This window comes from Vibrio hepatarius (assembly GCF_011806575.1).
GTDB classification, from domain to species: Bacteria; Pseudomonadota; Gammaproteobacteria; order Enterobacterales; family Vibrionaceae; genus Vibrio; species Vibrio hepatarius_A.
This window is the reverse complement of sequence record NZ_JAATOO010000015.1, coordinates 12,069-32,790: the sequence shown is the minus strand read 5'-3', so window position 1 is coordinate 32,790 and position 20,722 is coordinate 12,069. Positions and strand designations below refer to the sequence as shown.

Genomic DNA, 20,722 nt, shown 5'->3' with positions numbered 1-20,722 from the left:
TCTCTGGTTCAAATCAAAAACATATGTAAAGGACATAATCATGATCACCCTTCACACTAATTTTGGTGACATCAAAATTCAGCTTAATGAAGAAAAAGCACCGGAAACAAGCGCGAACTTTCTACAGTACTGCCGTGATGGTTTCTACGACAACACGCTATTCCACCGTGTTATCGATGGTTTCATGATTCAAGGTGGCGGCATGGAGTCTGGTTTACGTGAAAAACCAACTCGCGCTCCAATTAAGAATGAAGCGAACAACGGCCTAAGCAACAAAGTGGGTACACTCGCGATGGCTCGTACTATGGAGCCGCATTCAGCAAGCTCTCAGTTCTTTATCAACGTGAACAACAACACTTTCCTAGATTTCCGTAGCGAAAGCCTTGATGGTTGGGGTTACTGTGTATTCGGCGAAGTTGTTGAAGGCATGGACGTAGTAAACAAAATCAAAGGCGTAAGCACTGGTTCTTACGGCATGCACCAAGATGTACCACTTGAAGATGTGGTAATCACTGGCGCAACCATCGAAGAATAATGATGGTTGGGAGGAGCACTTATCGCTCCTCCCTCTTGCCCATTCCAGTAGGTAACTGAGTTATATGTCCACGCTATTTATCTCCGATCTCCATCTTTCCCCCGCGACTCCCTCTATCAATCAATGCTTTGCTCAGTTTATGAGAGAAGAAGCAGTCAAAGCCGATGCGCTCTATGTGTTAGGAGACTTATTTGATTTTTGGATTGGTGACGACGACAAATCCGATTTTGCTAACTTTGTCCGAAGTGAGTTTAAACGACTGACTGATGCTGGCGTCCCTTGCTTCTTTACTAAAGGCAATCGTGACTTTTTGGTCGGCAAGCGATTTGCCAAGCAAACGGGTATAACACTGCTCGGTGATGAAACCGTGATTGACCTATATGGACGAAAGGCAGTGCTACTACATGGGGACACACTTTGCACACAAGATGTCAATTATTTGAAGTTTCGTAAAAAAGTGAATCAAAAATGGCTGCAATGGCTGTTTAATCGCATCCCAATGTTTATTAAAGCGAAAATTGTCAGTAAAATTCAATCTGATATCAGAGACGATAAACAAACTAAGTCTCTTGAAATCATGGACGTGACTCAAGAAGAAGTAGAACGCGTGATGGAAATGCACCAAGTTGATTTGATGATTCATGGTCATACTCACCGTCCTAATGTTCATATATTTGAGACGAATCAATCTACTAATACTAGAATTGTCTTAGGGGATTGGTACACTCAAGGGTCCGTACTGGTATGCGATAAAAAAAATATAGAGCTACAAGCCAGACCATTTTTGTAATTACTTTGTCTTACATTAACCAGTTTTAGCTGTTAATTTTGAAGACCCAGAATGCTTGTTCCGTTTTAAGTACAGTAGTCATGCTGCTGTGAATTGTTGATTTACTCTCCGAGCAAGGTAAACATCTTGAAATATTCGTACGTTGCCAGGCAACCAATACTGGATAAAGATAAAAAAACGTTTGGATACGAACTTCTTTTTAGGGATGGTCCTAAAAACACTTTCCCGGTTATCGATGCCGAGGAAGCGACTAGCCGTCTTCTTTCCGATCATGTGCTCTCAACTCAATACGCAACTTTGGGTGACAAGCTTGGCTTTGTTAACTTCCCTTATAAGAGCCTGATCAATCGTGTACCAACCCTCTTTCCGGTTGACAGTTTGGTCATCGAAATTCTCGAAGACTGTGAACCAACGGATGAGCTGTTAGAAGCGGTCAAAGAGATGTGTAAGTTAGGGTATAAAATCGCACTTGACGATTTTGTGCCTTCCAAAGCTTGGCGCGAGTTTCTTCCTTACATCTCTATCATCAAGTTTGATATTCGTATTGTACCACTGCCAAAAGCGCAGCTGTTCATCGATCGCTTTGCAAAAACAGGCATCAAATTCCTAGCCGAGAAGGTAGAAACCTACGAGGAGTTTGAACACGCTAAGCAAATCGGCTTTGACTATTTTCAAGGTTACTTCTTCAGCAAGCCTGAGATGATTCAGCGTAAAGCGTTGAAGCCGTCATTTATGAGCATCATCCAACTCCTGACGGAAATTTCACATGAGCGAATCGACTTTGAAAAAGTAGAGGCCTTAATCAGTAAAGATGTCACCTTATCGTACAAACTGCTGACCTACGTTAACTCGTCCTCTCTGGTGAAAAAGAAAATCCAATCGTTTAAGCAAGCACTGATTTATCTTGGTGAAGACAAGATTCGTAAGTTTATCTCTTTGGTGGCGCTGGCGTCGACGGACAGCCAAAAACCGGACTACCTGTACGGCCTGTCGATTCAACGTGCACGCTTCTGTGAACTGCTTGTCCATAAACAGCTATCGAACATAGACCCAAGCAAAGCCTTCTTGATGGGCATGTTCTCGCTACTTGATAGTTTGCTCGACTTACCTATCGAACAGATCATTGCTGAAGTGCCGATTGATACAGCAATCAAGCTCGCGCTGACTGAAGAAAGTGGTGCACTAGGTCAATTGCTTTCTTTGATTAAAGCCTATGAGCGTGCTGAATGGGATGACGTTTCTCAGCTCTGTCAAGCAATGCACTTATCACAAGATACGTTGAGCGAATGCTACGATGAAGCCGTAGCGTGGGCGGCTGAAATGCTTTCTGTTCAACGCTAGTATTTGGAGTTTCATTATGTCGTTATGCCCGTGCGGCAGTCGGCAGTCTTATACAGACTGCTGCGAATCTATCCACCAAGATCCAACTTTAGCAACCGTGCCGGAACAACTGATGCGTGCGCGTTACTCTGCTCATGTCAAAAAGCTGGCCGATTTTGTGGTGGAGACTTATCACCCAAGCTGCGAAGCGGAATCTCAACGCACCGAGATTGCAGAATCTATCGACAGTGAGTGGTGCAAGTTAGAAGTGTTATCGAGTGAGAGCGGTGCTAAGGATAATGAAGGCTTTGTGACGTTTAAAGCCTACTTCAAGCAAGACGGCGAAGAGTTTTGCCTACAAGAACGCTCGCGCTTCGTTAAAGAAGGCCGACAGTGGTACTACATTGACGGCACTTTCCCTGAAGAGGCGCAAGATACGCGCCTATCGCAGCCAATTAAGAACCTCAAAGTTGGCCGAAATGACCCATGTATTTGTGGTAGCGGCAAAAAATTTAAAAAATGTTGTGGTTAACCCGCAGAAATTGAAAAAGGCAGAGTTTACTCTGCCTTTCTTTTTTAGAACCATCTATAGTTCTTAATGATTTGGGTTGACTCGAACGATGTCTTCTTCAGCAGAGTTAAACTGCTTTTTGAGTTCAGCTTTAGATTTGAAGCTAATCTCACCGCCTTGAGCAACCGTCATATGCTGTGCATCTTTATTATGCTTTGATTGGTATAGCATCACAGCTTGCATACAAGAATCGCGCTGCTCTTGAGTTAATGGGGTACCCTCAGGCCACTTTCCTGTTTCAACAGCAAAAAGTAGACGCTCATAAGCTTCAGGTGTGATGGCATCAATTAACTGCTTTGCGTCCATGGTGTATCCTTTAATTGAATTGAACGACAAAGAACATAACCGCCCCTAATAAGTAGTCAAGGACCGATAAAGAAATAAGTCTAACGGATCACAAGCCACCTTATGAAGATGAATAAAACACACGCGCTTACGGTAAGCGTACTCTGCATTGCATTGACTGGCTGTTTTGAAAGTCGCAAGAACACGGAGCAGTTGTGCAACGATACTCCTGCTTTGCAGTGTGAACGTTTGAATATGGACGATGGCCAATGCCGCGTACCTAGAACTGATTTGGTTTGGCATCGCTTTGACGCCTTAAAGAACCCATCACCTAAGAACCAAATCAAAGAATATGACCTATTAGGCAAATACAAGAAATGTCTAGAGCTTGCGGCACAGATCCAAGCTATCGACCAAACAGAATTAAAAGAACGACGCGTTCACTCGATGCTGTTTGCCACTGAAGACATGGAAAAGATCATCAGTAATTTGATCAAGTCCAAGTCACCAGAAGCACTATATTTCCTTTGGAGCCGTACCGGGAACGAAGAAGCCAAACGCAGCTTCTTACAACTGGAGGGCAAATCTGTCCTCGAGACGGCAGAAATGCAATATTATCTCGCCACTTTCTACACCAGTCGTGACAAAGTAAAAACGCATGACCTGCTGATTCGTTCCCTTGAGCTCACTAAGAACAATAAAGTGAACAACGAAGTACTCAAATCTTTAGCCAGCACAACCTACCAACTTAAAAGAAAAGAAGAAGCATACATCTGGGCAATGGTGGCGAAAGAATATGGAGTACCAATCGCATCAGAAAGCGAACTACAACTACTATACGGCTTTGATGAGAAAAAATATCAACAGTTGGAAGGCAATGCCGACAAGATTATCGGTGCCATCAAAAATGGCACCTTTAGTCAGGAACTAGTTCCCAAATATTGATATTTCAATTGAAAGGATGAAACAAACAGCGGTGAGATCTTCACCGCTTTTTTATGAATTGTTGAAAATTAACGACACTGAGTTTACACAAAAACGTTCACCGGTAGTCTTAGGACCATCGGGAAAAACGTGACCTAGATGGCTGTCGCATACTGAACATCGTATTTCAGTTCTCACCATTCCGTGACTTAGATCTTCCAAATAGCGAATAGCCTGATCATTAATAGGGGCATCAAAACTAGGCCATCCGCATCCCGAGTCATATTTGTTGTCTGAATAAAATAATGGGCTATTACAACAGGTGCATGAATATACCCCTGTCTCCTTATTATGTAACAACTTACCGCTAAACGGAGCCTCAGTTCCTTGTTGTCTACATACTCTATACTCTTCTTCGGAGAGCGACTCACGCCAGTATTCATCAGGCTTAACTAGCTTTTCTCTCTTCTGACTCACGACTAATTTCCTCCATTTTATTATTTTTAATTTTGACTTTTTTTGTGAAAAACTTGCTAACAATAACCTTTGTGGCACATACTTTGACACCATAAAGAGATGGTTAAACTTTCAGCACAGCTTTAAACATCCGAAACAATATTACGTCAACTGGTTAGGGAAAAAACCAGTAATCCGTTCAAAATATGACCATATATGGCGAATTGTGAAAAAAAGCGACGCTTTTTTTTGACTTTAAACAAGTTAAGTCCGATTATCGGTTGCAGATTTTGACTGGATTCTGTAATTTTACTACCAGTTATCTTTAATCAGAAATTAAGTTGTGGAGCAACTATAATGACTATCAAAGTAGGTATTAACGGTTTTGGCCGTATCGGTCGTTTCGTATTCCGTGCAGCGCAAGAGCGCAACGACATCGAAGTAGTAGGTATCAACGACCTTATCGATGTAGATTACATGGCATACATGCTTAAGTATGACTCAACTCACGGCCGTTTCAACGGTACTGTTGAAGTTGAAGGCGGTAACCTAATCGTTAACGGTAAAACTGTACGTGTTACTGCAGAGCGCAACCCTGAAGACCTAAAATGGGACGAAATCGGTGTTGACGTTGTAGCTGAAGCAACTGGTCTTTTCCTAACTGACGAAACTGCACGTAAGCACATTACTGCAGGCGCGAAAAAAGTTGTACTAACTGGTCCTTCTAAAGACGCGACTCCAATGTTCGTTAACGGCGTAAACTTCGACACTTACGCTGGTCAAGACATCGTTTCTAACGCTTCTTGTACTACTAACTGTCTAGCGCCTATCGCTAAAGTTCTTAACGACAAGTTCGGTATCGAATCTGGTCTTATGACTACAGTTCACGCAACTACAGCAACTCAAAAAACTGTAGATGGTCCTTCTGCTAAAGACTGGCGCGGTGGTCGTGGTGCTTCTCAAAACATCATCCCATCTTCAACTGGTGCTGCTAAAGCAGTAGGCGTTGTACTTCCAGAAGTAAACGGCAAACTAACTGGTATGGCTTTCCGCGTACCAACTGCTAACGTTTCTGTAGTTGACCTAACTGTTAACCTAGTTAACGGTGCTTCTTACGAAGACATCTGTAAAGCGATGAAAGAAGCTTCTGAAGGCGAACTAAAAGGCGTTCTAGGCTACACTGAAGATGCAGTTGTATCTCAAGACTTCATCGGCGAAGTTTGCACTTCAGTATTCGATGCTAAAGCTGGTATCGCTCTAACTGACAAATTCGTTAAAGTTGTATCTTGGTACGACAACGAAATCGGTTACTCAAACAAAGTTCTAGACCTAATCGCACACATCTCTAAGTAATTAGAAACAGTGATTAGCTCTTAACTGAGTTGAAAAAAGGCGGCTAATATAGTCGCCTTTTTTGTATCTTGAATACTGTAATAATGCGACTAAAGCATCTACACATCAGGAACGATAAATATGGATTTACGATCACTTCCAGTAGTCTCTGCCCTCTCAGACTGTGTGACTATTGTAGAAAAAGACGCCGTTAAAATTGTACGTGTCATACACGACAAAGCCAGCGCAGGTATCGCGTTGCACGGTGGTCATGTAGTTTCATTTCAACCAGCAGGTCAAGAAGACCTTATTTGGATGAGCGATACCACCATTTTTGACGGCAAAGCAGCACTTCGTGGTGGCATCCCTGTATGCTGGCCTTGGTTTGGCCGCATTGCCGCACCTGCTCATGGTTTTGCTCGCAACTCAACATGGCAACTGATCGAACATAGAGAGAATGATAACGGTGTTATTGTTGAGCTCGGTCTGGACTCCAGTGAAGAGAGCCTAAAGGTTTGGCCATACCTATTCAGTGTACGTTTGACTGTCGAAGTGACTGAGCAGCTGAAAGTTTCGCTAAAAGTTGACAACATCGATCAGCAACCGTGGATATTCTCTGGCGCACTGCACACATACTTAAATGTAGGTGATATCAAACAAGCGAAAGTCACTGGTATGGGCCCAGAGTACATCGATAGTCTGCAAAACGATGAAGTGATTCAAGGCGGCCAAGAGTTAGTCCTAAGCAATACTATCGACCGTGTCTACACTCAGCCAGAATCAGATATCCTCATCCAAGACCCAGTACTAAAACGCACGCTCACCGTAACCAACCACGGTCATAACTGCGCAGTATTATGGAACCCTTGGCTTGAAGGCGCACAATCGATGGGCGACATGCCAGACAACGGCTTTGAAACCTTCCTATGTGTTGAATCAACACTCCACGCGCCATCCATTGAACAAGGTAAGACTCTGCAACCTGGAGAGACTTACCAACTAGAGACCATTATCTCTGCCTAAGTTCAAGCGACACATTGGGCAGGCAACCCGCTTGCCCTATCAACTTCTTGTTGAGGTTACTGACGTCACAACAGCCATTCTTATGCCGTAACAATATACGCCTATCTTTCGTTTATAATCATCTGTTATATTTTCACCTCGCCATTCCTGACAAACCAATCAATATAGGTCCCAGAATGGTGAATTAAGGAAGGTGTTGTCACTGAGTCAGATGGATTTGAAAGCATGTCTAAGTCGAAAAAGCTGTATAGCTTTGTTACCCTTTTTATCGCAGGCTTGCTGTTTGTCTTCATCCTGACAGCTCTAGTTACTCAGCGTTATTGGTTCCAACGTTTAGACCAACAAGTGTCAAGCGAAGCAGTCAACGTTAGCCAATATTTCAATAAACAGCTCGAACGTTACCAACACATTCCGGACCTGCTCACCAGCCATTACCAAATACGTCAGGTACTCAAACAAGAAACGCAGACTTACGCGTTAAGCAAAATCCTGTTGGATATTCAAAAGACCAGTGGCGCGAGTGATGTTTACGTCCTCGATACTCACGGAGATGTGATTGCATCCAGCAATTTCCAGTCGGCCAAAAGTTATATCGGTTCAAACTACGCATTCCGCCCCTACTTTTACCAAGCGATGCAAGGCAATCGTTGGACAGATTACGCGTTAGGGTTGCGCTCGGGTGAGCGAGGTATCTTCTTCTCAGCCCCTATTTATGCCGACAACGAGATCATCGGCGTCATCGCGGTTAAAGTCGATATCGACAAATTTGAGCAAGACACAGAGTGGCTTGCTGGCTCAAATAGCGCCAAATTTATGGTGTACGGCAAAGACGAAGTCGTCTTCATTTCTAATCACCCCTATTGGCGACTGAAACAACTCCGTGAAAGTGATTACTACACTTGGTCAGAAATTCAGGCTACCCACCGTTACTTAGATCTTCAGCAACAACGACTTAGCAACGCTATCACTTCGACACCCTATCTCGATAAGTCGGTTTGGCAAATCGAATCAAGCTCTCAGCGCCACGAACAATATGTCTATGGCAAAGCCAAACTGCCATTGCTCGACCTAGATTTCGTTATGTTGCTACCGGTGAGCGAAGCGCGGGACAAAGTACAGGTTTCACTTATTTTATCCAGCCTGGCATACACCTTATTGGTCACCGTTATGGTGTTTGTGTTTCGCCGAGTCGCAGGCTATCGACAGTTGATCTTTACCCGCAACGCGTTAGAAAGCGAAGTCGTTCAGCGAACTCAGCAACTTGAGAGTGCGCACCAAGCACTGGTTCAATCGGCCAAACTGGCGACAATTGGCCAGCTGTCGGCGAGCGTCAACCATGAGATCAATCAACCGCTGAGCGCTATGAGTACCTACTTAGTCGCAAGCAAAAGAATGCTAGCGAAAGGTATGCTGGATGAAGCGCAACAAAACATGGTGAACATCGAGTCGTTGATTGCCCGAGTACACAAAACTGTTTCACAGCTCAAGCAATTTAGCCGCCCTAGCGAGCATCGTCTGGATTGGTGCCAATGGCAAAGCTGTTTGAACAACGCATTGATTGTGGTTGGACCAAAGATCAATAGCAGTGGTGTGATCTTAGAAGCAGAACCACACAGTGTGTTAATTTGGGGCGATCCACTTAAGCTCGAACAAGTGCTGGTCAATCTGCTATCTAATGCTGTTGAAGCGATGCAAGAATGCAATAGAAGGTATATCTCTATTCGCTTCGAACAAGACGGCGAGTTGGAGCTCATCACTATCTCAGATACTGGTACCGGACTTGATTTACACGCCATCGAGTCGATTTTTGAACCTTTCTATTCGACCAAATCAGATAATGGTTTAGGCCTAGGATTGGCGATATCACGTAGTATTATCCAGTCTTTTGGTGGAGAACTGTTGGCTGCCAATAACGATGCTCACCAAGGCGCAAAATTCACATTGAGGTTAAAAAGAAAACCACATGCAGACCACAACTAAAGCCAAAGTCATCATCATCGATGACGAGCAAATTATTCGAGACTCGCTCTCACAGCTTTTGGGTATTGAAGGATACCAAACCGAGGCATTTGAGAATGGCGAAGACGCTTTGGCAGTCCTTAACGACGAGTTTCATGGCATTGTGATTTCAGACCTCAATATGGCACGTATGCACGGCGTAGACGTCCTGCGTGCGATTCAAACCATTGATGCCGATATCCCGGTGATCATGTTGACCGGATACGCAGACGTGCAACTCGCCGTTACCGCGCTTAGAGATGGCGCGTATGACTTCTTCGAAAAACCCGTAAACGAACAGCTTTTGGACTGTGTGAGCCGAGCAGTAGAAAAGCGTACGCTCATTCTTGAAAACCGCCGTCTGAAAACCTACTTAAAAGCCGCGAAGTCTGGCCCACAAATTCTCGGTGACACCCCTGAGATGAAGAAAATGATGGGCTTGCTCAATGCGGTTGTCGATACGCCTGCAGACGTGTTAATTCACGGAGAAACTGGCGCTGGTAAAGAAATGGTCGCACGTTATTTGCATGAGCGCAGTCACCGAGCGCAAGCCAACTTTGTCGCGATTAACTGCGGCGCACTGCCTGAAAACCTAATCGAAAGTGAATTGTTTGGTAGCCGAAAAGGCGCATTTACCGGCGCGAATGAAAACCGCATAGGTAAGCTAGAGTTTGCTCAAGGCGGCACCGTGTTCTTGGATGAGATAGAAAGCATGCCACTCGCGATGCAGGTAAAACTGCTGCGCGTGATAGAAGAGCGCAAAGTTACCCCTGTCGGTAGCAACAAAGCCATTCCGCTCAATATCCGTTTCGTCGCCGCGACCAAAGTCGACCTATTGGCAGTCGCCGAACAAGGCCTATTCCGCTCGGATTTATACTACCGCTTAAACCTTGTCACGGTGCACATTCCACCACTTCGCGCACGAAAAGCCGATATCCCGTTGCTGTTTCGCCATTTCAGTTCCATTGCCGCTGGGCGTTTCCACAAACCACTGCGCGCCATTAGCAGTGAAGAGCTAGACCAACTGATGCGCTATGACTGGCCGGGAAATGTCCGAGAGCTACGCAATGTTGCAGAGCGACAGGTACTACTTGGCTTGCCCGTTGAACTTCAACAGAACAGCAATCTCACGATACCAAGTGATGATCTTTCATTGCATGAGAAGGTCGCTTTCTACGAATGTGCGTTGATTGAAGAAGCGCTCAGCCAAACATCTGGCTCAGTGAAAGAAGCCATCGCCCTATTAAAGCTGCCAAGAAAAACCTTTTACGACAAGGTTGCCAAATACGGCATCGAACGTAGCAAATTCATTAACTCATGAGTGTGGATATGGTGACACTCATCAAGTAAATTCTGTGTGGGAATCCGCACAATTATTCGAGTTACAACAACCCACATCAATATAAGTAACTGTTTTAATTTGATTTAATTTCATCTTCACATTCTGGCAACACTTTTGCACTTATAGGACTCTGCTGGGAAGCAGCAGCCTATCAAGAACTTCCCACCAAGTTCGATTTTGGTGGTTACAAAGGATGAAAGAATGAGTGAAAATAATAAAAAAACACCATGGATAATGTTGTGCTTGGGCCCTTTGGTCATGCTCACAACCTTACTGGTTGACCCTCCGGTAGCGGGGCTAAGCGTAGAAGCTTGGCGCACCGCCGGATTGGCTTTTTGGATGGCAAGTTGGTGGATTTCTGAAGCCGTACCGATTCCAGCGGCATCATTGCTACCGCTTTTTGTGGTCCCTGTGGCAGGTATCGCCAACATCAAACAAGTCGCAGCACCGTATGCGCACCCTTTAATTTTCCTATTCCTCGGAGGTTTCCTGATTTCAATCGCGATGGAGCGTTGGAATCTGCACCGCCGTATCGCACTCAAAACAATGTTGTTTGCCGGCAATAAGCCAAGCATACAAGTGCTTGGAATCATGCTGGTCACTGCATTCCTTTCGATGTGGATGTCAAACACCGCAACCGCCGTCATGATGCTACCTATCGCATTATCAGTGATCAAAATCGTTACCGACCGCGATCCAAGCAACGAAAAATTCGGCAAAGCGATGCTACTTTCTATCGCTTACGGTGCGAGTATCGGTGGTATCGCTACCTTGATCGGTACACCACCAAACGCGCTGATGGCGGCTTACTTATCTGATAGCTACGGAATTGAAATTGGCTTCGGTCAGTGGATGAAAATGGGCTTACCACTTTCGATTATCATGCTGCTATTTACTTGGGTATGGCTAACCAAAATCAGCTACAAAGTCGACCAAGCGGGCGAAGTGAGCTCTAAATCAGTATTCCGCGAGCAACTCGACAAACTGGGCGCAATGTCTGCCGGTGAGAAGAAAGTGCTTTTCATCTTCGCCTTTGCCGCTCTGGGTTGGATCTTCCGTCCTTATATTGCGAAAGCCACGGGCATCGGCCTATCTGATACTGGCATTGCTATGGCAGCTGCGATCTTACTGTTTGCCCTACCGGTGAAGTCTGGCAGCAATCAAAGGGTTCTAGACTGGGAAAGTGCGAAAAACGTACCTTGGGGAATTCTGATCCTATTTGGTGGCGGTTTAGCATTAGCCGCGAAAATCAAATCATCTGGTTTGGCAGAGTACATCGCACTACAGATTCAAGGCGCAGATACCATCTCACTGGTTATGGGTATCTTAGTGGTTACGGCGCTGATTACCTTCCTTACCGAAATCACCAGTAACACCGCGACTGCAGCCGGTTTCTTACCTCTGCTTGGTCCTGTCGCCGAGTCAATCACGGGGACGCCAATGGTATGGGTAATTCCTGCGGCCATAGCGGCGAGTTGTGCCTTTATGATGCCTGTCGCAACACCGCCGAATGCGATCGTATTTGGCTCTGGTCAGCTGAAAATGAGTGACATGATCCGTGCAGGTTTTCTGCTCAATATCGTTGCGATTGCGCTTATCACCATCGTCAGCATCACGCTACTTCCACTAGTGTTTGGTCTATAAACGTCCGACTCTAATCATTCACGGTGCTTAGTTTTGCGCTAAGCACCGTTCTAAAACCAATGACAGACGAACTATGACATACAAACGCCCTTTATATATTCCTTTTGCCGGACCTGCGTTACTCGAAACGCCGCTGCTCAACAAAGGCAGCGCGTTCTCTCAACAAGAACGCCAAGAGTTCAATCTTACAGGCTTGTTGCCACACACGATTGAAACCATTGATTCCCAATCCGCTCGCGCATATCAACAACTGTGTGCGTTTCAATCGGATTTGGACAAACATATCTACCTGCGCAACATTCAAGATACCAACGAAACCTTGTTCCACCATTTGATCAACCACCACCTCGAAGAAGTCATGCCGTTGATCTACACCCCAACCGTTGGCGAAGCATGCGAACAGTTCTCTAAAATTTATCGCCGTAAGCGTGGATTATTGATTTCTTATCCTGAGCGTGAACTTATCGACGATATGCTGCAAAACGCGACCAAGCGTAATGTTAAAGTGATTGTCGTCACTGACGGCGAACGTATCCTCGGTCTCGGTGATCAAGGCATCGGCGGTATGGGCATTCCAATTGGTAAGCTCGCACTCTATACCTCTTGTGGAGGCATCAGCCCAGCCCACTGCCTGCCAATCGTATTGGATGTTGGTACTAACAACAGCGACCTGTTGTCCGACCCGATGTACATGGGTTGGCGTCATCCTCGCATTTCAGGGCAAGAATACGACGAATTTCTCGAAGCATTCATCGACGCGGTGAAACGCCGCTGGCCAAATGTTTTATTGCAGTTTGAAGACTTCGCCCAAGCGAATGCCACGCCACTATTAGAGCGTTATCGCGACCTGTTATGCTGTTTTAACGATGATATTCAAGGTACGGCAGCCGTCTCTGTCGGCACTCTGCTCGCCGCCTGTCGTCAGAAAGGAGAACAACTCTCTCAGCAACGCATCGTTTTTGTCGGAGCGGGATCGGCTGGATGTGGTATTGCCAAGCAAATCATCAGCCAAATGTGTCATGAAGGCTTAAGCGATCAGCAAGCAAAGCAACAGGTTTTCATGATTGACCGTGACGGGCTTTTGACCGATGACATGACGAATTTAACAGACTTCCAAAAGCCACTGGCGCACTGCAAAACCGACTTAGACTCATGGCAAAACTCCAATGAATTAGACTTAGAGAATGTCGTCAAACAGAGCAAAGCTACCGTCTTAATCGGTGTGAGTGGTCAACCGGGGCTATTCAGCCAAAACGTTATCCAATCGCTCAGTGCGAACACTAGTCAGCCGATTGTGCTGCCGCTTTCCAACCCAACGTCACGAGTGGAAGCAACACCGAAAGATATCTTGCAGTGGAGTCAAGGTCAGGCAATTGTGGCGACAGGCAGCCCTTTTGAGCCAGTGCAATTTACCGACGCGCAAGGAAATCTGCAAACGCGTGAGATTTCACAGTGTAACAACAGCTATATCTTCCCTGGTGTCGGGTTGGGGGTGGTCGCCGTACAGGCCGAACGAATTAGCGAACCGATGTTGATGGCGGCGAGTAAAGCCTTAGCGGAGAGTGCAGAGCAAGCGACACGTTCAAACGGCGCGATTCTGCCCGCACTTAAAGATATCCAACAAATCAGCAAACAGATTGCCTTTGCCGTTGCGAAACAAGCGATCGAGGAAAAGTTAGCATTGCCAGTTCCTGACGACGCACTCCAAGCGAAAATTGAGGCGACATTTTGGCACCCCGAATACCGTCAGTATCGACGCACCTCTTTTTAATCCTCAGCCACTTCGGTGGCTTTTGTTGACCTCAAACTGCCCTCTACCGTTCTAAACCAGCGATATCTGAGTTAACTCGTCACACAACGCTAGAAACTCGACCGAATCCTCTGTACTCTTAGCGCCGTCCACACAATCACTAACTGAGCTTGTTATGTCCTATACCTGCCCTCTTTGTCATCAACCTCTTGCTTTTGCCGACCGTACTTATCGCTGTGAAAACAACCACAGTTTCGATCTAGCAAAAGAAGGTTACGTAAACCTGATGCCAGCGCACCACAAGCGCTCGAAAGATCCAGGTGACAACACAGAGATGATGCAGGCGCGACGTCGATTCCTAGAGAAAGATTACTACCAGCCAATGAAATTGCGTGTTGCTGAATTGTGCGCTCAGTACCTACAAGGAACGCAACACCAATTGCTCGATATCGGTTGTGGTGAAGGCTACTACACCACCAAAGTGGCGGAGCAGTTAGCCGAGCAACATTCAGAAGCGCAGACTTTTGGTCTCGATATCTCCAAAGTGGCGATTCGCTACGCGGCTAAGCGTTATCCAAATTGCCAGTTCAGTGTCGCGTCTAGCCATCGCTTACCTTTTGCCGACAGTAGCTTAGACGGAATCCTGCGCATTTACGCACCGTGTAAAGCAGAAGAGCTGACACGCGTAATTAATGATAACGGTGTTGTCATTACAGTCACACCAGCGGGTCGCCATTTGTATCAGCTGCGTGAGCGTATTTATCAAGAAGTGCGCCTGCACAATGAAGATCCAGAGCAAATAAATGGCTTTGTTCTTGAACACCAAGAAAAACTATCCTACATAATGGAACTAGCGGATGGTGATGCATTTGACCTATTGCAGATGACACCATTCGCGTGGAAAGCGTCTGACAGCCTGCGTGAAGAATTGACCAATTCAGCACTGTTCAAATGTGAAGCCGACTTTATGTTGAGAGTTTACCGCAAGATATAAGAGAATAGTTCTCATTAATATTGAGTAAGCAGTAAGCCTCTATTAATATACTCCGACTATTTTATGGAGGCTTTCAATGCGTCATATTCTCACTACATCAATCGCTTCGATGATTCTTGCCGGTTGTTCCGCGACGCCCAAACAGTCCGTCAGTACCTTTTACGATTACCAACTCTATTCACCTCAAGCGAGTGCTATTAGCGTTCAAAAGCTACCAGCCAGCATCCGTTCTGCCGATGTCATCCTGATCGGTGAATGGCATACCCACTCCGGTATTCATCGTTTCCAAGCTGATTTATTGAAGTCACTCAGCCAATCTAACGATGCGATTGCATTGTCAATGGAACAGTTCGCACGCGACAAACAGTCTGTCGTTAACGAGTACCTAGCGGGTAAAATTGGTGAACAAATGTTGATTAAAAACGGCAACGCATGGCCAAACTACACCAGCGATTACCGTCCATTGGTTGAGTTCGCCAAAGCCAAAGACATGGACATCATCGCGGCGAACGCGCCAAAGCCGATTGTGCGTTGTATCGGTCAACAAGGATTGAATTACCTCAATAAACTCACGCGCAAAGAGCGCTCTCAGTTGGCCGAAGATATCGATACCTCGCCTTCCGCGTATAAAGATAAATTTATGGTCTCGATGCATCATGGAAAGCCGGAGCAGACCGAGAAGCAGTTTGCCGCTCAGGTGACTTGGGATGAAACCATGGCAGAAAGCATCGTCAATTATCTCGAAGACAATCCGGGGCACAAAGTGGTTCATGTCGCGGGTAAATTTCACGTCGAGCAAGGGCTTGGAACCAAAGCATCTATCCTTAAACGCAACCCCAACCTTAAGGTGGTGGTGATCACCCCATCGGCTAGCTTAAGCGAAGACCTCGGCCAAGATTACCGCTTACTCGTTCTTGACCCACCAGTGCGATACGTGCAAGTAGAAAACAAAATGGAAGCGTACCGCAACTTGGGTAAACGAAACGAAGAGTTAACCTGCCGCTAATCCATTCCCCCTCAGCAAAAGAGTCAGTACGCCAACAGCCGCTGACTCTTTTATTAATAACTGGCATCACCTTCTAAAAACGGCACGGATTGTGCTTGGATAAAAATTGCTCATATAACGCATTTTTTACCCAAGTTTTGTAAGTTTTGGCCGATAAATTGTCTAGGACAGTAGAAGGAGTGCAGAATGATACCAGTAGGCAAGGAGCCAGCCACGCTGTCGCCAACCCGACAGGTTAAGGCTCAATCTCAGGATGTACAAAGCAGTCCGTCATCCGCACCGCTGAAAATAGAACACAATAAAGTCACCTTGTCTGATGAAGGCAAAGCGCTGTTGGCTGCGTTGCAGGAAATTGAGAAAGACTCAAAGATTTCCGATAAGCACGACAAAACGGTCGGTGACCAAGTTGAATCTTTCGCCCACGGTGCATTGGGTATGGACCATCCAGATAAAATAAAAGAAGAAGATGATACGTCTTACTCGGCGGGGCAATACTTGTCCGCTGCGGCAACCATTGGCGGCATTCTTCTCGCTATCGTCTAAACTAACTTTCAGCGAAAACTCTTTGTCTTGACGATAAATTATCTAATTTGGAGCGTAATTACCTCAGGTCCATAATTTGCAGACCTTTAAAGATTATGGACTTTTTCTGTGAAAAAATCTTTTTCGCTCATTGATAAACCGACGTTTTTGGGCGCAATTACTCTGCTATTGACGATAGTCATTCCCCTCATCCTGTTTCCTCAACAAGGGGCAAACTGGATCGCGCTGGCCAAGACGTTCATGACCGATAAGCTAGGCTTTCTCTACTTAGCACTCGGCTTAGGGGCGTTCTTTTTCATGATTTATGTGGTCTTTAGCGACATGGGCCAAATCAAGTTAGGTGACGCCAACGAAAAGCCTGAATTTGCTACATCGTCTTGGGCTGCCATGCTGTTTTGTGGCGGCATTGGTGCCAGTATTCTTTATTGGGGCTGCATCGAATGGGCCTACTACTATCAATCTCCCCCTTTCCAACTAGAACCAGGTAGCGAAGAAGCCGTTCGTTGGGCTGCTACTTACGGAATATTCCACTGGGGGCCAATCGCGTGGGCCATTTATCTGATTCCAGCGATTCCTATCGCCTACTTTTTCTACGTAAGAAAACAGCCGGTGCTCAAGGTTTCCAGCGCTTTAATGCCAGTCATTGGCGAAGAAAGAACTAAGGGTACCTTCGGCAAAATCGTCGATATTCTGTTTATTTTTGGCTTACTTGGAGGCGCCGCGACAACACTAGGCCTTGCCGCACCTCTGATCGGCGAAGGGCTTTACTTCTTATTTGGTATCGAACAAAGTACACTCAGCCAGATCGCGATTTTGCTGCTTTGTACTGCGATCTTTGCTTACTCATCTTATGCGGGTATGGAAAAAGGCATCAAGATTCTGAGTAACATTAACTTCTGGGGAGCGATGGGTTTACTTATGTTCGTGCTCGCTGTCGGACCGACGATTTTTATGCTCGAAACAGGTCTAGACTCTATCGGTCGTATGCTGTCCAACTTTTTTGTCATGGCGACTTGGGCAGAGCCATTTGGTGGCTATGGTTCTTTTGACGACACCCATTTCCCTCAGGATTGGACGATTTTCTACTGGGCGTGGTGGTTGGTGTTCGCCCCAAGTATGGGGTTGTTTGTCGCTCGTATCTCACGAGGCAGAACCATCAAACAAATGGTTTCCGGCTCAATTTTCTTCGGTTCTTTAGGCTGCTTCCTGTTCTTTATGATATTGGGAAACTACGGCCTATCTTTGCAACTTTCTGGCGATCTGGATGTGGTACAAATCCTAAATTCTGAAGGCGCGACTAAGGCCATTTTCTCGATGCTAGACACGCTACCGCTTAGCACATTAGTTATCGCGGTTTTTACTATCTTGTGTGTGATTTTTACCGCGACCACATTTGACTCCATCTCATATATTTTGGCCTCAGTGGTACAAAACAACGTGACAGAGGAGCCAATGCGCTGGAACCGTATGTTCTGGGCTTTTGCGTTGTCCTTCTTACCAACGGTTCTGATGTTTTTGGGTGGTTTGAGCACCTTACAAACAGCGGCAATCGTCGGTGGTCTTCCTTTGTTAGGCATCTCCGTGATGTTGATTGTGTCGGCGGTCCGCGCTACAACGCTCGATCTCCGTCATCAAGAAGATTATGTCGAACCGACGATTAATATCGAAGAATTACCTGATGTTGACCCATGGTCCTCAGAAGGTATAGCGCTCGCGAAATTCGAAAAAAACCGAGACATTGCCCAAGCTGCCGCAGAAGCCGAACGCGAATCGTTAGCCAACGTATTGGAGATTAAAAAACGAATTCGTGCGTTTGTGCTGGAAAACAGTTCAGATGAGAACATTGCTGATCACAAGCTCCCGCAAGAGCTTCAGGACGAACTGAACGCTGGTTTAGAAGCGGTAAGTAAAGCTCAGGAAGCGAAAATCAAAGCTTCAGAGCAAACGCAAGCGGCGCGAATCGAGTTCAATCAAGTACTTGTCAGTACAAACGCAAGTTAATCGTCTCTTTAGCCTTGCTCCACTCTCCTAGACTAATTCAAAGCTCACCGATTGGTGAGCTTTTTAATTCTCGCCTGCAACAGAAACGTCATACAAGCGACACAAAAGTTAAGTTTTTCAATGATTAAATCCACCTGCTCGCAATACAAGGATTAATCGATGAAGCATTTATCAAAAACCGCTATGGCTGTACTGGCAACTTCTACTCTTTCTTTTAACGTCGTAGCAACTGAAATCAAAAACGTTATTTTAATGATTGGCGATGGCATGGGACCACAACAAGTTGGCCTACTGGAAACTTACGCGAATCAAGCACCAGACTCTATCTACAAAGGCAAACATACCGCGCTGTATACCCTAGCAAAAGAAGGTGTGCTCGGCTCTTCTCTAACGCACCCTGAAGAAGCGATTGTGGTTGACTCTGCTTGTTCAGCAACGATGCTGGCGGCAGGTATCTACACCGCGTCAGAAGTGATTGGTATCGACTCACAAGGTAATCACGTTGAGACCGTTTTAGAGCAAGCAAAACGCTTAGGTAAAGCAACCGGACTGGTATCAGATACCCGCTTAACACATGCAACGCCAGCCGCGTTCGCCGCGCACCAACCGCACCGTTCGCTAGAAAACGACATCGCATCTGATATGTTGCAAACAGGTGTGGATGTGATGTTGTCTGGTGGTCTTCGTCACTGGATTCCTAAGTCGACGAACGACAAAGGCGACACTTACGCTCAGCTTGAGAAACTGACTCAAGGCGACGTGTACTTAAAGTCAAAACGTAAAGACGACCGCAACCTACTTACCGAAGCTCAAGAAGACGGCTACCAACTGGCGTTCAACCGCTCAATGCTGGATAAAGCAAACGGTGACAAGATCCTGGGCCTATTCTCATACTCAGGTATGGACGACGGCATCGCTTACACCAACAGCAAGCAAGACCCTAAGCGTAGCCAACCATCGCTAAAAGAGATGACTGAAAAAGCGATCAACACGTTAGCGAAAGACAAAGATGGCTTTTTCTTGATGGTTGAAGGCGGTCAGATTGACTGGGCAGGACACAGCAACGATGCTGGCACTATGCTGCACGAAATGATCAAATTCGACGAAGCGGTCAACAGTGTTTACGAGTGGGCAAAAGACCGCGACGATACACTGATCATTGTTACTGCCGACCACGAAACTGGCTCATTTGGCTTTAGCTACTCATCTAGCAATCTGCCAAAAGCAGAAAAGCGTTCAGGTGAAGCATTTAAGGATCGCGACTACGCGCCGAACTTCAACTTTGGTTCATTCGATATCCTGTCAGGACTGTACAATCAAAAAGTCAGCTACTACGGCATGCTTAAGCAGTTTGACGAGTTGGAAGAGTCAAACAGAACACCTGAAAAACTTGCTGAAATCATTAACAAAAACAGCGAATTCCCAATCACGAAAGCTCAAGCAGCGAACATCCTGAAAAACAAACCAAACCCATACCGTTTGGCAGGACACAGCTACTTGGCAGAAGAAAATGTTCCAGCGATTAACGACTTTGACGCTTTCTACCCATACAACGACCGCACGAACTTGATTGCACGTGAACAAGCAACTGGACAAAACATCGTTTGGGGTACCGGTACGCACACGCATACACCAGTAAACGTGTTTGCTTGGGGGCCGGCGGAGAAGATCTTGCCAGTCTCTAAGATCATGCATCACTCTGAGCTGGGTGAGTTCATCAAAGCACAAGTGAAGTAAACCTTTACTCTAAAGCGCTCCTACCGGAGCGCTTTTTTATTTCGTATCGGCTCTTGACGCATTGGCCGATAATGAACAGAATTTGTTCTTTGAGTAAAAGCCCTATCTCGACCATGTGCGAAATATTTGCGAAACAACCCCAACAAAACTACCAGTTCATTACCCGTTCAATCCGTATTGATGGCCACGCAACCAGCGTAAAACTGGAATCGAGCTTTTGGCTCATTCTAGAAGAAATCGCTGCGGCGCAAGGCATGACGGTTCCTAAGTTCATCAGCACTGTGTATCAAGAAGCTCTAAAGCACAATGGAGAGGTTAATAACTTCGCATCGCTACTGCGCTGTGCGTGTTTAACTTATGCCAGACAACCCGATGTGACGATTGAAACGGCAAAACAGCAGCTAGCAAGTTAACTGTCGTACTAGAGTACTACCCACCACATTCTTTGCCTGTGTACCCTTATAGCGAAAT

General features: G+C 45.9%; 19 protein-coding genes. 17 read left to right on the top strand and 2 right to left on the bottom strand.

The window, feature by feature from the left end:
* The first annotated feature begins 40 nt into the window (after nt 1-40).
* The 4 genes from HCZ42_RS13140 to HCZ42_RS13125 all read left to right on the top strand — a co-directional run bounded on the left by HCZ42_RS13140 (nt 41) and on the right by HCZ42_RS13125 (nt 3,177).
* Nucleotides 41-535: a peptidylprolyl isomerase gene (locus HCZ42_RS13140; RefSeq protein WP_053410777.1), complete on the top strand. Its 495-nt coding sequence runs from the start codon at nt 41-43 to the stop codon at nt 533-535.
* A gap of 64 nt (nt 536-599) precedes the next feature.
* Nucleotides 600-1,325, top strand: a complete 726-nt coding sequence (gene lpxH / locus HCZ42_RS13135; RefSeq protein WP_167421126.1) for a UDP-2,3-diacylglucosamine diphosphatase — start codon at nt 600-602, stop codon at nt 1,323-1,325.
* Nucleotides 1,326-1,451: 126 nt separating this feature from the next.
* Nucleotides 1,452-2,666 (top strand): EAL and HDOD domain-containing protein, encoded by a 1,215-nt coding sequence (locus HCZ42_RS13130; RefSeq protein ID WP_167421125.1) that lies wholly within the window; start codon nt 1,452-1,454, stop codon nt 2,664-2,666.
* 16 nt (nt 2,667-2,682) lie between these two features.
* Nucleotides 2,683-3,177 carry a YchJ family protein gene (locus HCZ42_RS13125; protein ID WP_167421124.1) on the top strand — a complete coding sequence of 165 codons (495 nt, stop codon included), beginning with the start codon at nt 2,683-2,685 and terminating at the stop codon, nt 3,175-3,177.
* A 63-nt stretch (nt 3,178-3,240) separates the two neighbouring features.
* On the opposite strand, the gene HCZ42_RS13120 is transcribed toward HCZ42_RS13125, so the two are convergent.
* The gene (locus HCZ42_RS13120) at nt 3,241-3,522 is read right to left on the bottom strand and encodes a YeaC family protein (RefSeq protein WP_167421123.1); all 282 of its coding nucleotides are present in this window, start codon (nt 3,520-3,522) and stop codon (nt 3,241-3,243) included.
* A 108-nt stretch (nt 3,523-3,630) separates the two neighbouring features.
* Between HCZ42_RS13120 and HCZ42_RS13115 the strand changes: the two genes are divergently transcribed.
* A complete protein-coding gene (locus HCZ42_RS13115; protein WP_439849000.1) occupies nt 3,631-4,446 on the top strand; it encodes a DUF2989 domain-containing protein in 816 nt (271 codons plus the stop codon).
* A gap of 51 nt (nt 4,447-4,497) precedes the next feature.
* Here HCZ42_RS13115 and msrB read toward each other — a convergent pair whose 3' ends face one another.
* Entirely contained in the window at nt 4,498-4,902 is a 405-nt protein-coding gene (msrB, locus tag HCZ42_RS13110) for a peptide-methionine (R)-S-oxide reductase MsrB (RefSeq protein ID WP_167421121.1), read from the bottom strand.
* A 336-nt stretch (nt 4,903-5,238) separates the two neighbouring features.
* Here msrB and gap point away from each other — a divergent pair, with 336 nt between their 5' ends.
* The 12 genes from gap to HCZ42_RS13050 all read left to right on the top strand — a co-directional run bounded on the left by gap (nt 5,239) and on the right by HCZ42_RS13050 (nt 20,664).
* A complete protein-coding gene (gene gap, locus HCZ42_RS13105; RefSeq protein ID WP_005380697.1) occupies nt 5,239-6,234 on the top strand; it encodes a type I glyceraldehyde-3-phosphate dehydrogenase in 996 nt (331 codons plus the stop codon).
* Nucleotides 6,235-6,354: 120 nt separating this feature from the next.
* Nucleotides 6,355-7,236 (top strand): D-hexose-6-phosphate mutarotase, encoded by an 882-nt coding sequence (locus HCZ42_RS13100; RefSeq protein WP_167421120.1) that lies wholly within the window; start codon nt 6,355-6,357, stop codon nt 7,234-7,236.
* Nucleotides 7,237-7,461: 225 nt separating this feature from the next.
* Nucleotides 7,462-9,216: a sensor histidine kinase gene (locus HCZ42_RS13095; protein WP_167421119.1), complete on the top strand. Its 1,755-nt coding sequence runs from the start codon at nt 7,462-7,464 to the stop codon at nt 9,214-9,216.
* The gene (locus HCZ42_RS13090) at nt 9,200-10,555 is read left to right on the top strand and encodes a sigma-54-dependent transcriptional regulator (RefSeq protein ID WP_167421118.1); all 1,356 of its coding nucleotides are present in this window, start codon (nt 9,200-9,202) and stop codon (nt 10,553-10,555) included. Before HCZ42_RS13095 ends, HCZ42_RS13090 begins: the two co-directional genes overlap by 17 nt.
* Nucleotides 10,556-10,777: 222 nt before the next feature.
* Nucleotides 10,778-12,220, top strand: coding sequence for an SLC13 family permease (locus tag HCZ42_RS13085; RefSeq protein ID WP_167421117.1), 1,443 nt, complete (start codon nt 10,778-10,780; stop codon nt 12,218-12,220).
* A 73-nt stretch (nt 12,221-12,293) separates the two neighbouring features.
* Nucleotides 12,294-13,991, top strand: coding sequence for an NAD-dependent malic enzyme (locus HCZ42_RS13080; RefSeq protein WP_167421116.1), 1,698 nt, complete (start codon nt 12,294-12,296; stop codon nt 13,989-13,991).
* A gap of 154 nt (nt 13,992-14,145) precedes the next feature.
* Nucleotides 14,146-14,964 (top strand): 23S rRNA (guanine(745)-N(1))-methyltransferase, encoded by an 819-nt coding sequence (gene rlmA, locus HCZ42_RS13075; protein ID WP_167421115.1) that lies wholly within the window; start codon nt 14,146-14,148, stop codon nt 14,962-14,964.
* A gap of 76 nt (nt 14,965-15,040) precedes the next feature.
* Nucleotides 15,041-15,970: a ChaN family lipoprotein gene (locus HCZ42_RS13070; RefSeq protein WP_167421114.1), complete on the top strand. Its 930-nt coding sequence runs from the start codon at nt 15,041-15,043 to the stop codon at nt 15,968-15,970.
* Between the two features lie 186 nt (nt 15,971-16,156).
* Nucleotides 16,157-16,513 carry a hypothetical protein gene (locus tag HCZ42_RS13065; protein ID WP_167421113.1) on the top strand — a complete coding sequence of 119 codons (357 nt, stop codon included), beginning with the start codon at nt 16,157-16,159 and terminating at the stop codon, nt 16,511-16,513.
* A gap of 108 nt (nt 16,514-16,621) precedes the next feature.
* Entirely contained in the window at nt 16,622-18,514 is a 1,893-nt protein-coding gene (locus tag HCZ42_RS13060; protein ID WP_167421112.1) for a BCCT family transporter, read from the top strand.
* Between the two features lie 159 nt (nt 18,515-18,673).
* Nucleotides 18,674-20,251 carry an alkaline phosphatase gene (locus HCZ42_RS13055; protein WP_167421111.1) on the top strand — a complete coding sequence of 526 codons (1,578 nt, stop codon included), beginning with the start codon at nt 18,674-18,676 and terminating at the stop codon, nt 20,249-20,251.
* Between the two features lie 113 nt (nt 20,252-20,364).
* Complete coding sequence (locus tag HCZ42_RS13050) at nt 20,365-20,664, top strand: ribbon-helix-helix domain-containing protein (RefSeq protein WP_167421187.1); 300 nt, start codon at nt 20,365-20,367, stop codon at nt 20,662-20,664.
* The last annotated feature ends 58 nt before the right edge of the window (nt 20,665-20,722 follow it).

Coding starts and splice junctions, on each gene's coding strand:
- HCZ42_RS13095 (WP_167421119.1), top strand. CDS start 7,462: ATGTCTAAGTCGAAAAAGCTGTATAGCTTTGTTACCCTTTTTATCGCA.
- HCZ42_RS13070 (WP_167421114.1), top strand. CDS start 15,041: ATGCGTCATATTCTCACTACATCAATCGCTTCGATGATTCTTGCCGGT.
- HCZ42_RS13080 (WP_167421116.1), top strand. CDS start 12,294: ATGACATACAAACGCCCTTTATATATTCCTTTTGCCGGACCTGCGTTA.
- rlmA (WP_167421115.1), top strand. CDS start 14,146: ATGTCCTATACCTGCCCTCTTTGTCATCAACCTCTTGCTTTTGCCGAC.
- HCZ42_RS13085 (WP_167421117.1), top strand. CDS start 10,778: ATGAGTGAAAATAATAAAAAAACACCATGGATAATGTTGTGCTTGGGC.
- lpxH (WP_167421126.1), top strand. CDS start 600: ATGTCCACGCTATTTATCTCCGATCTCCATCTTTCCCCCGCGACTCCC.
- HCZ42_RS13140 (WP_053410777.1), top strand. CDS start 41: ATGATCACCCTTCACACTAATTTTGGTGACATCAAAATTCAGCTTAAT.
- HCZ42_RS13120 (WP_167421123.1), bottom strand. CDS start 3,522: ATGGACGCAAAGCAGTTAATTGATGCCATCACACCTGAAGCTTATGAG.
- HCZ42_RS13090 (WP_167421118.1), top strand. CDS start 9,200: ATGCAGACCACAACTAAAGCCAAAGTCATCATCATCGATGACGAGCAA.
- HCZ42_RS13115 (WP_439849000.1), top strand. CDS start 3,631: ATGAATAAAACACACGCGCTTACGGTAAGCGTACTCTGCATTGCATTG.
- gap (WP_005380697.1), top strand. CDS start 5,239: ATGACTATCAAAGTAGGTATTAACGGTTTTGGCCGTATCGGTCGTTTC.
- HCZ42_RS13065 (WP_167421113.1), top strand. CDS start 16,157: ATGATACCAGTAGGCAAGGAGCCAGCCACGCTGTCGCCAACCCGACAG.
- HCZ42_RS13100 (WP_167421120.1), top strand. CDS start 6,355: ATGGATTTACGATCACTTCCAGTAGTCTCTGCCCTCTCAGACTGTGTG.
- HCZ42_RS13050 (WP_167421187.1), top strand. CDS start 20,365: ATGTGCGAAATATTTGCGAAACAACCCCAACAAAACTACCAGTTCATT.
- HCZ42_RS13055 (WP_167421111.1), top strand. CDS start 18,674: ATGAAGCATTTATCAAAAACCGCTATGGCTGTACTGGCAACTTCTACT.
- HCZ42_RS13125 (WP_167421124.1), top strand. CDS start 2,683: ATGTCGTTATGCCCGTGCGGCAGTCGGCAGTCTTATACAGACTGCTGC.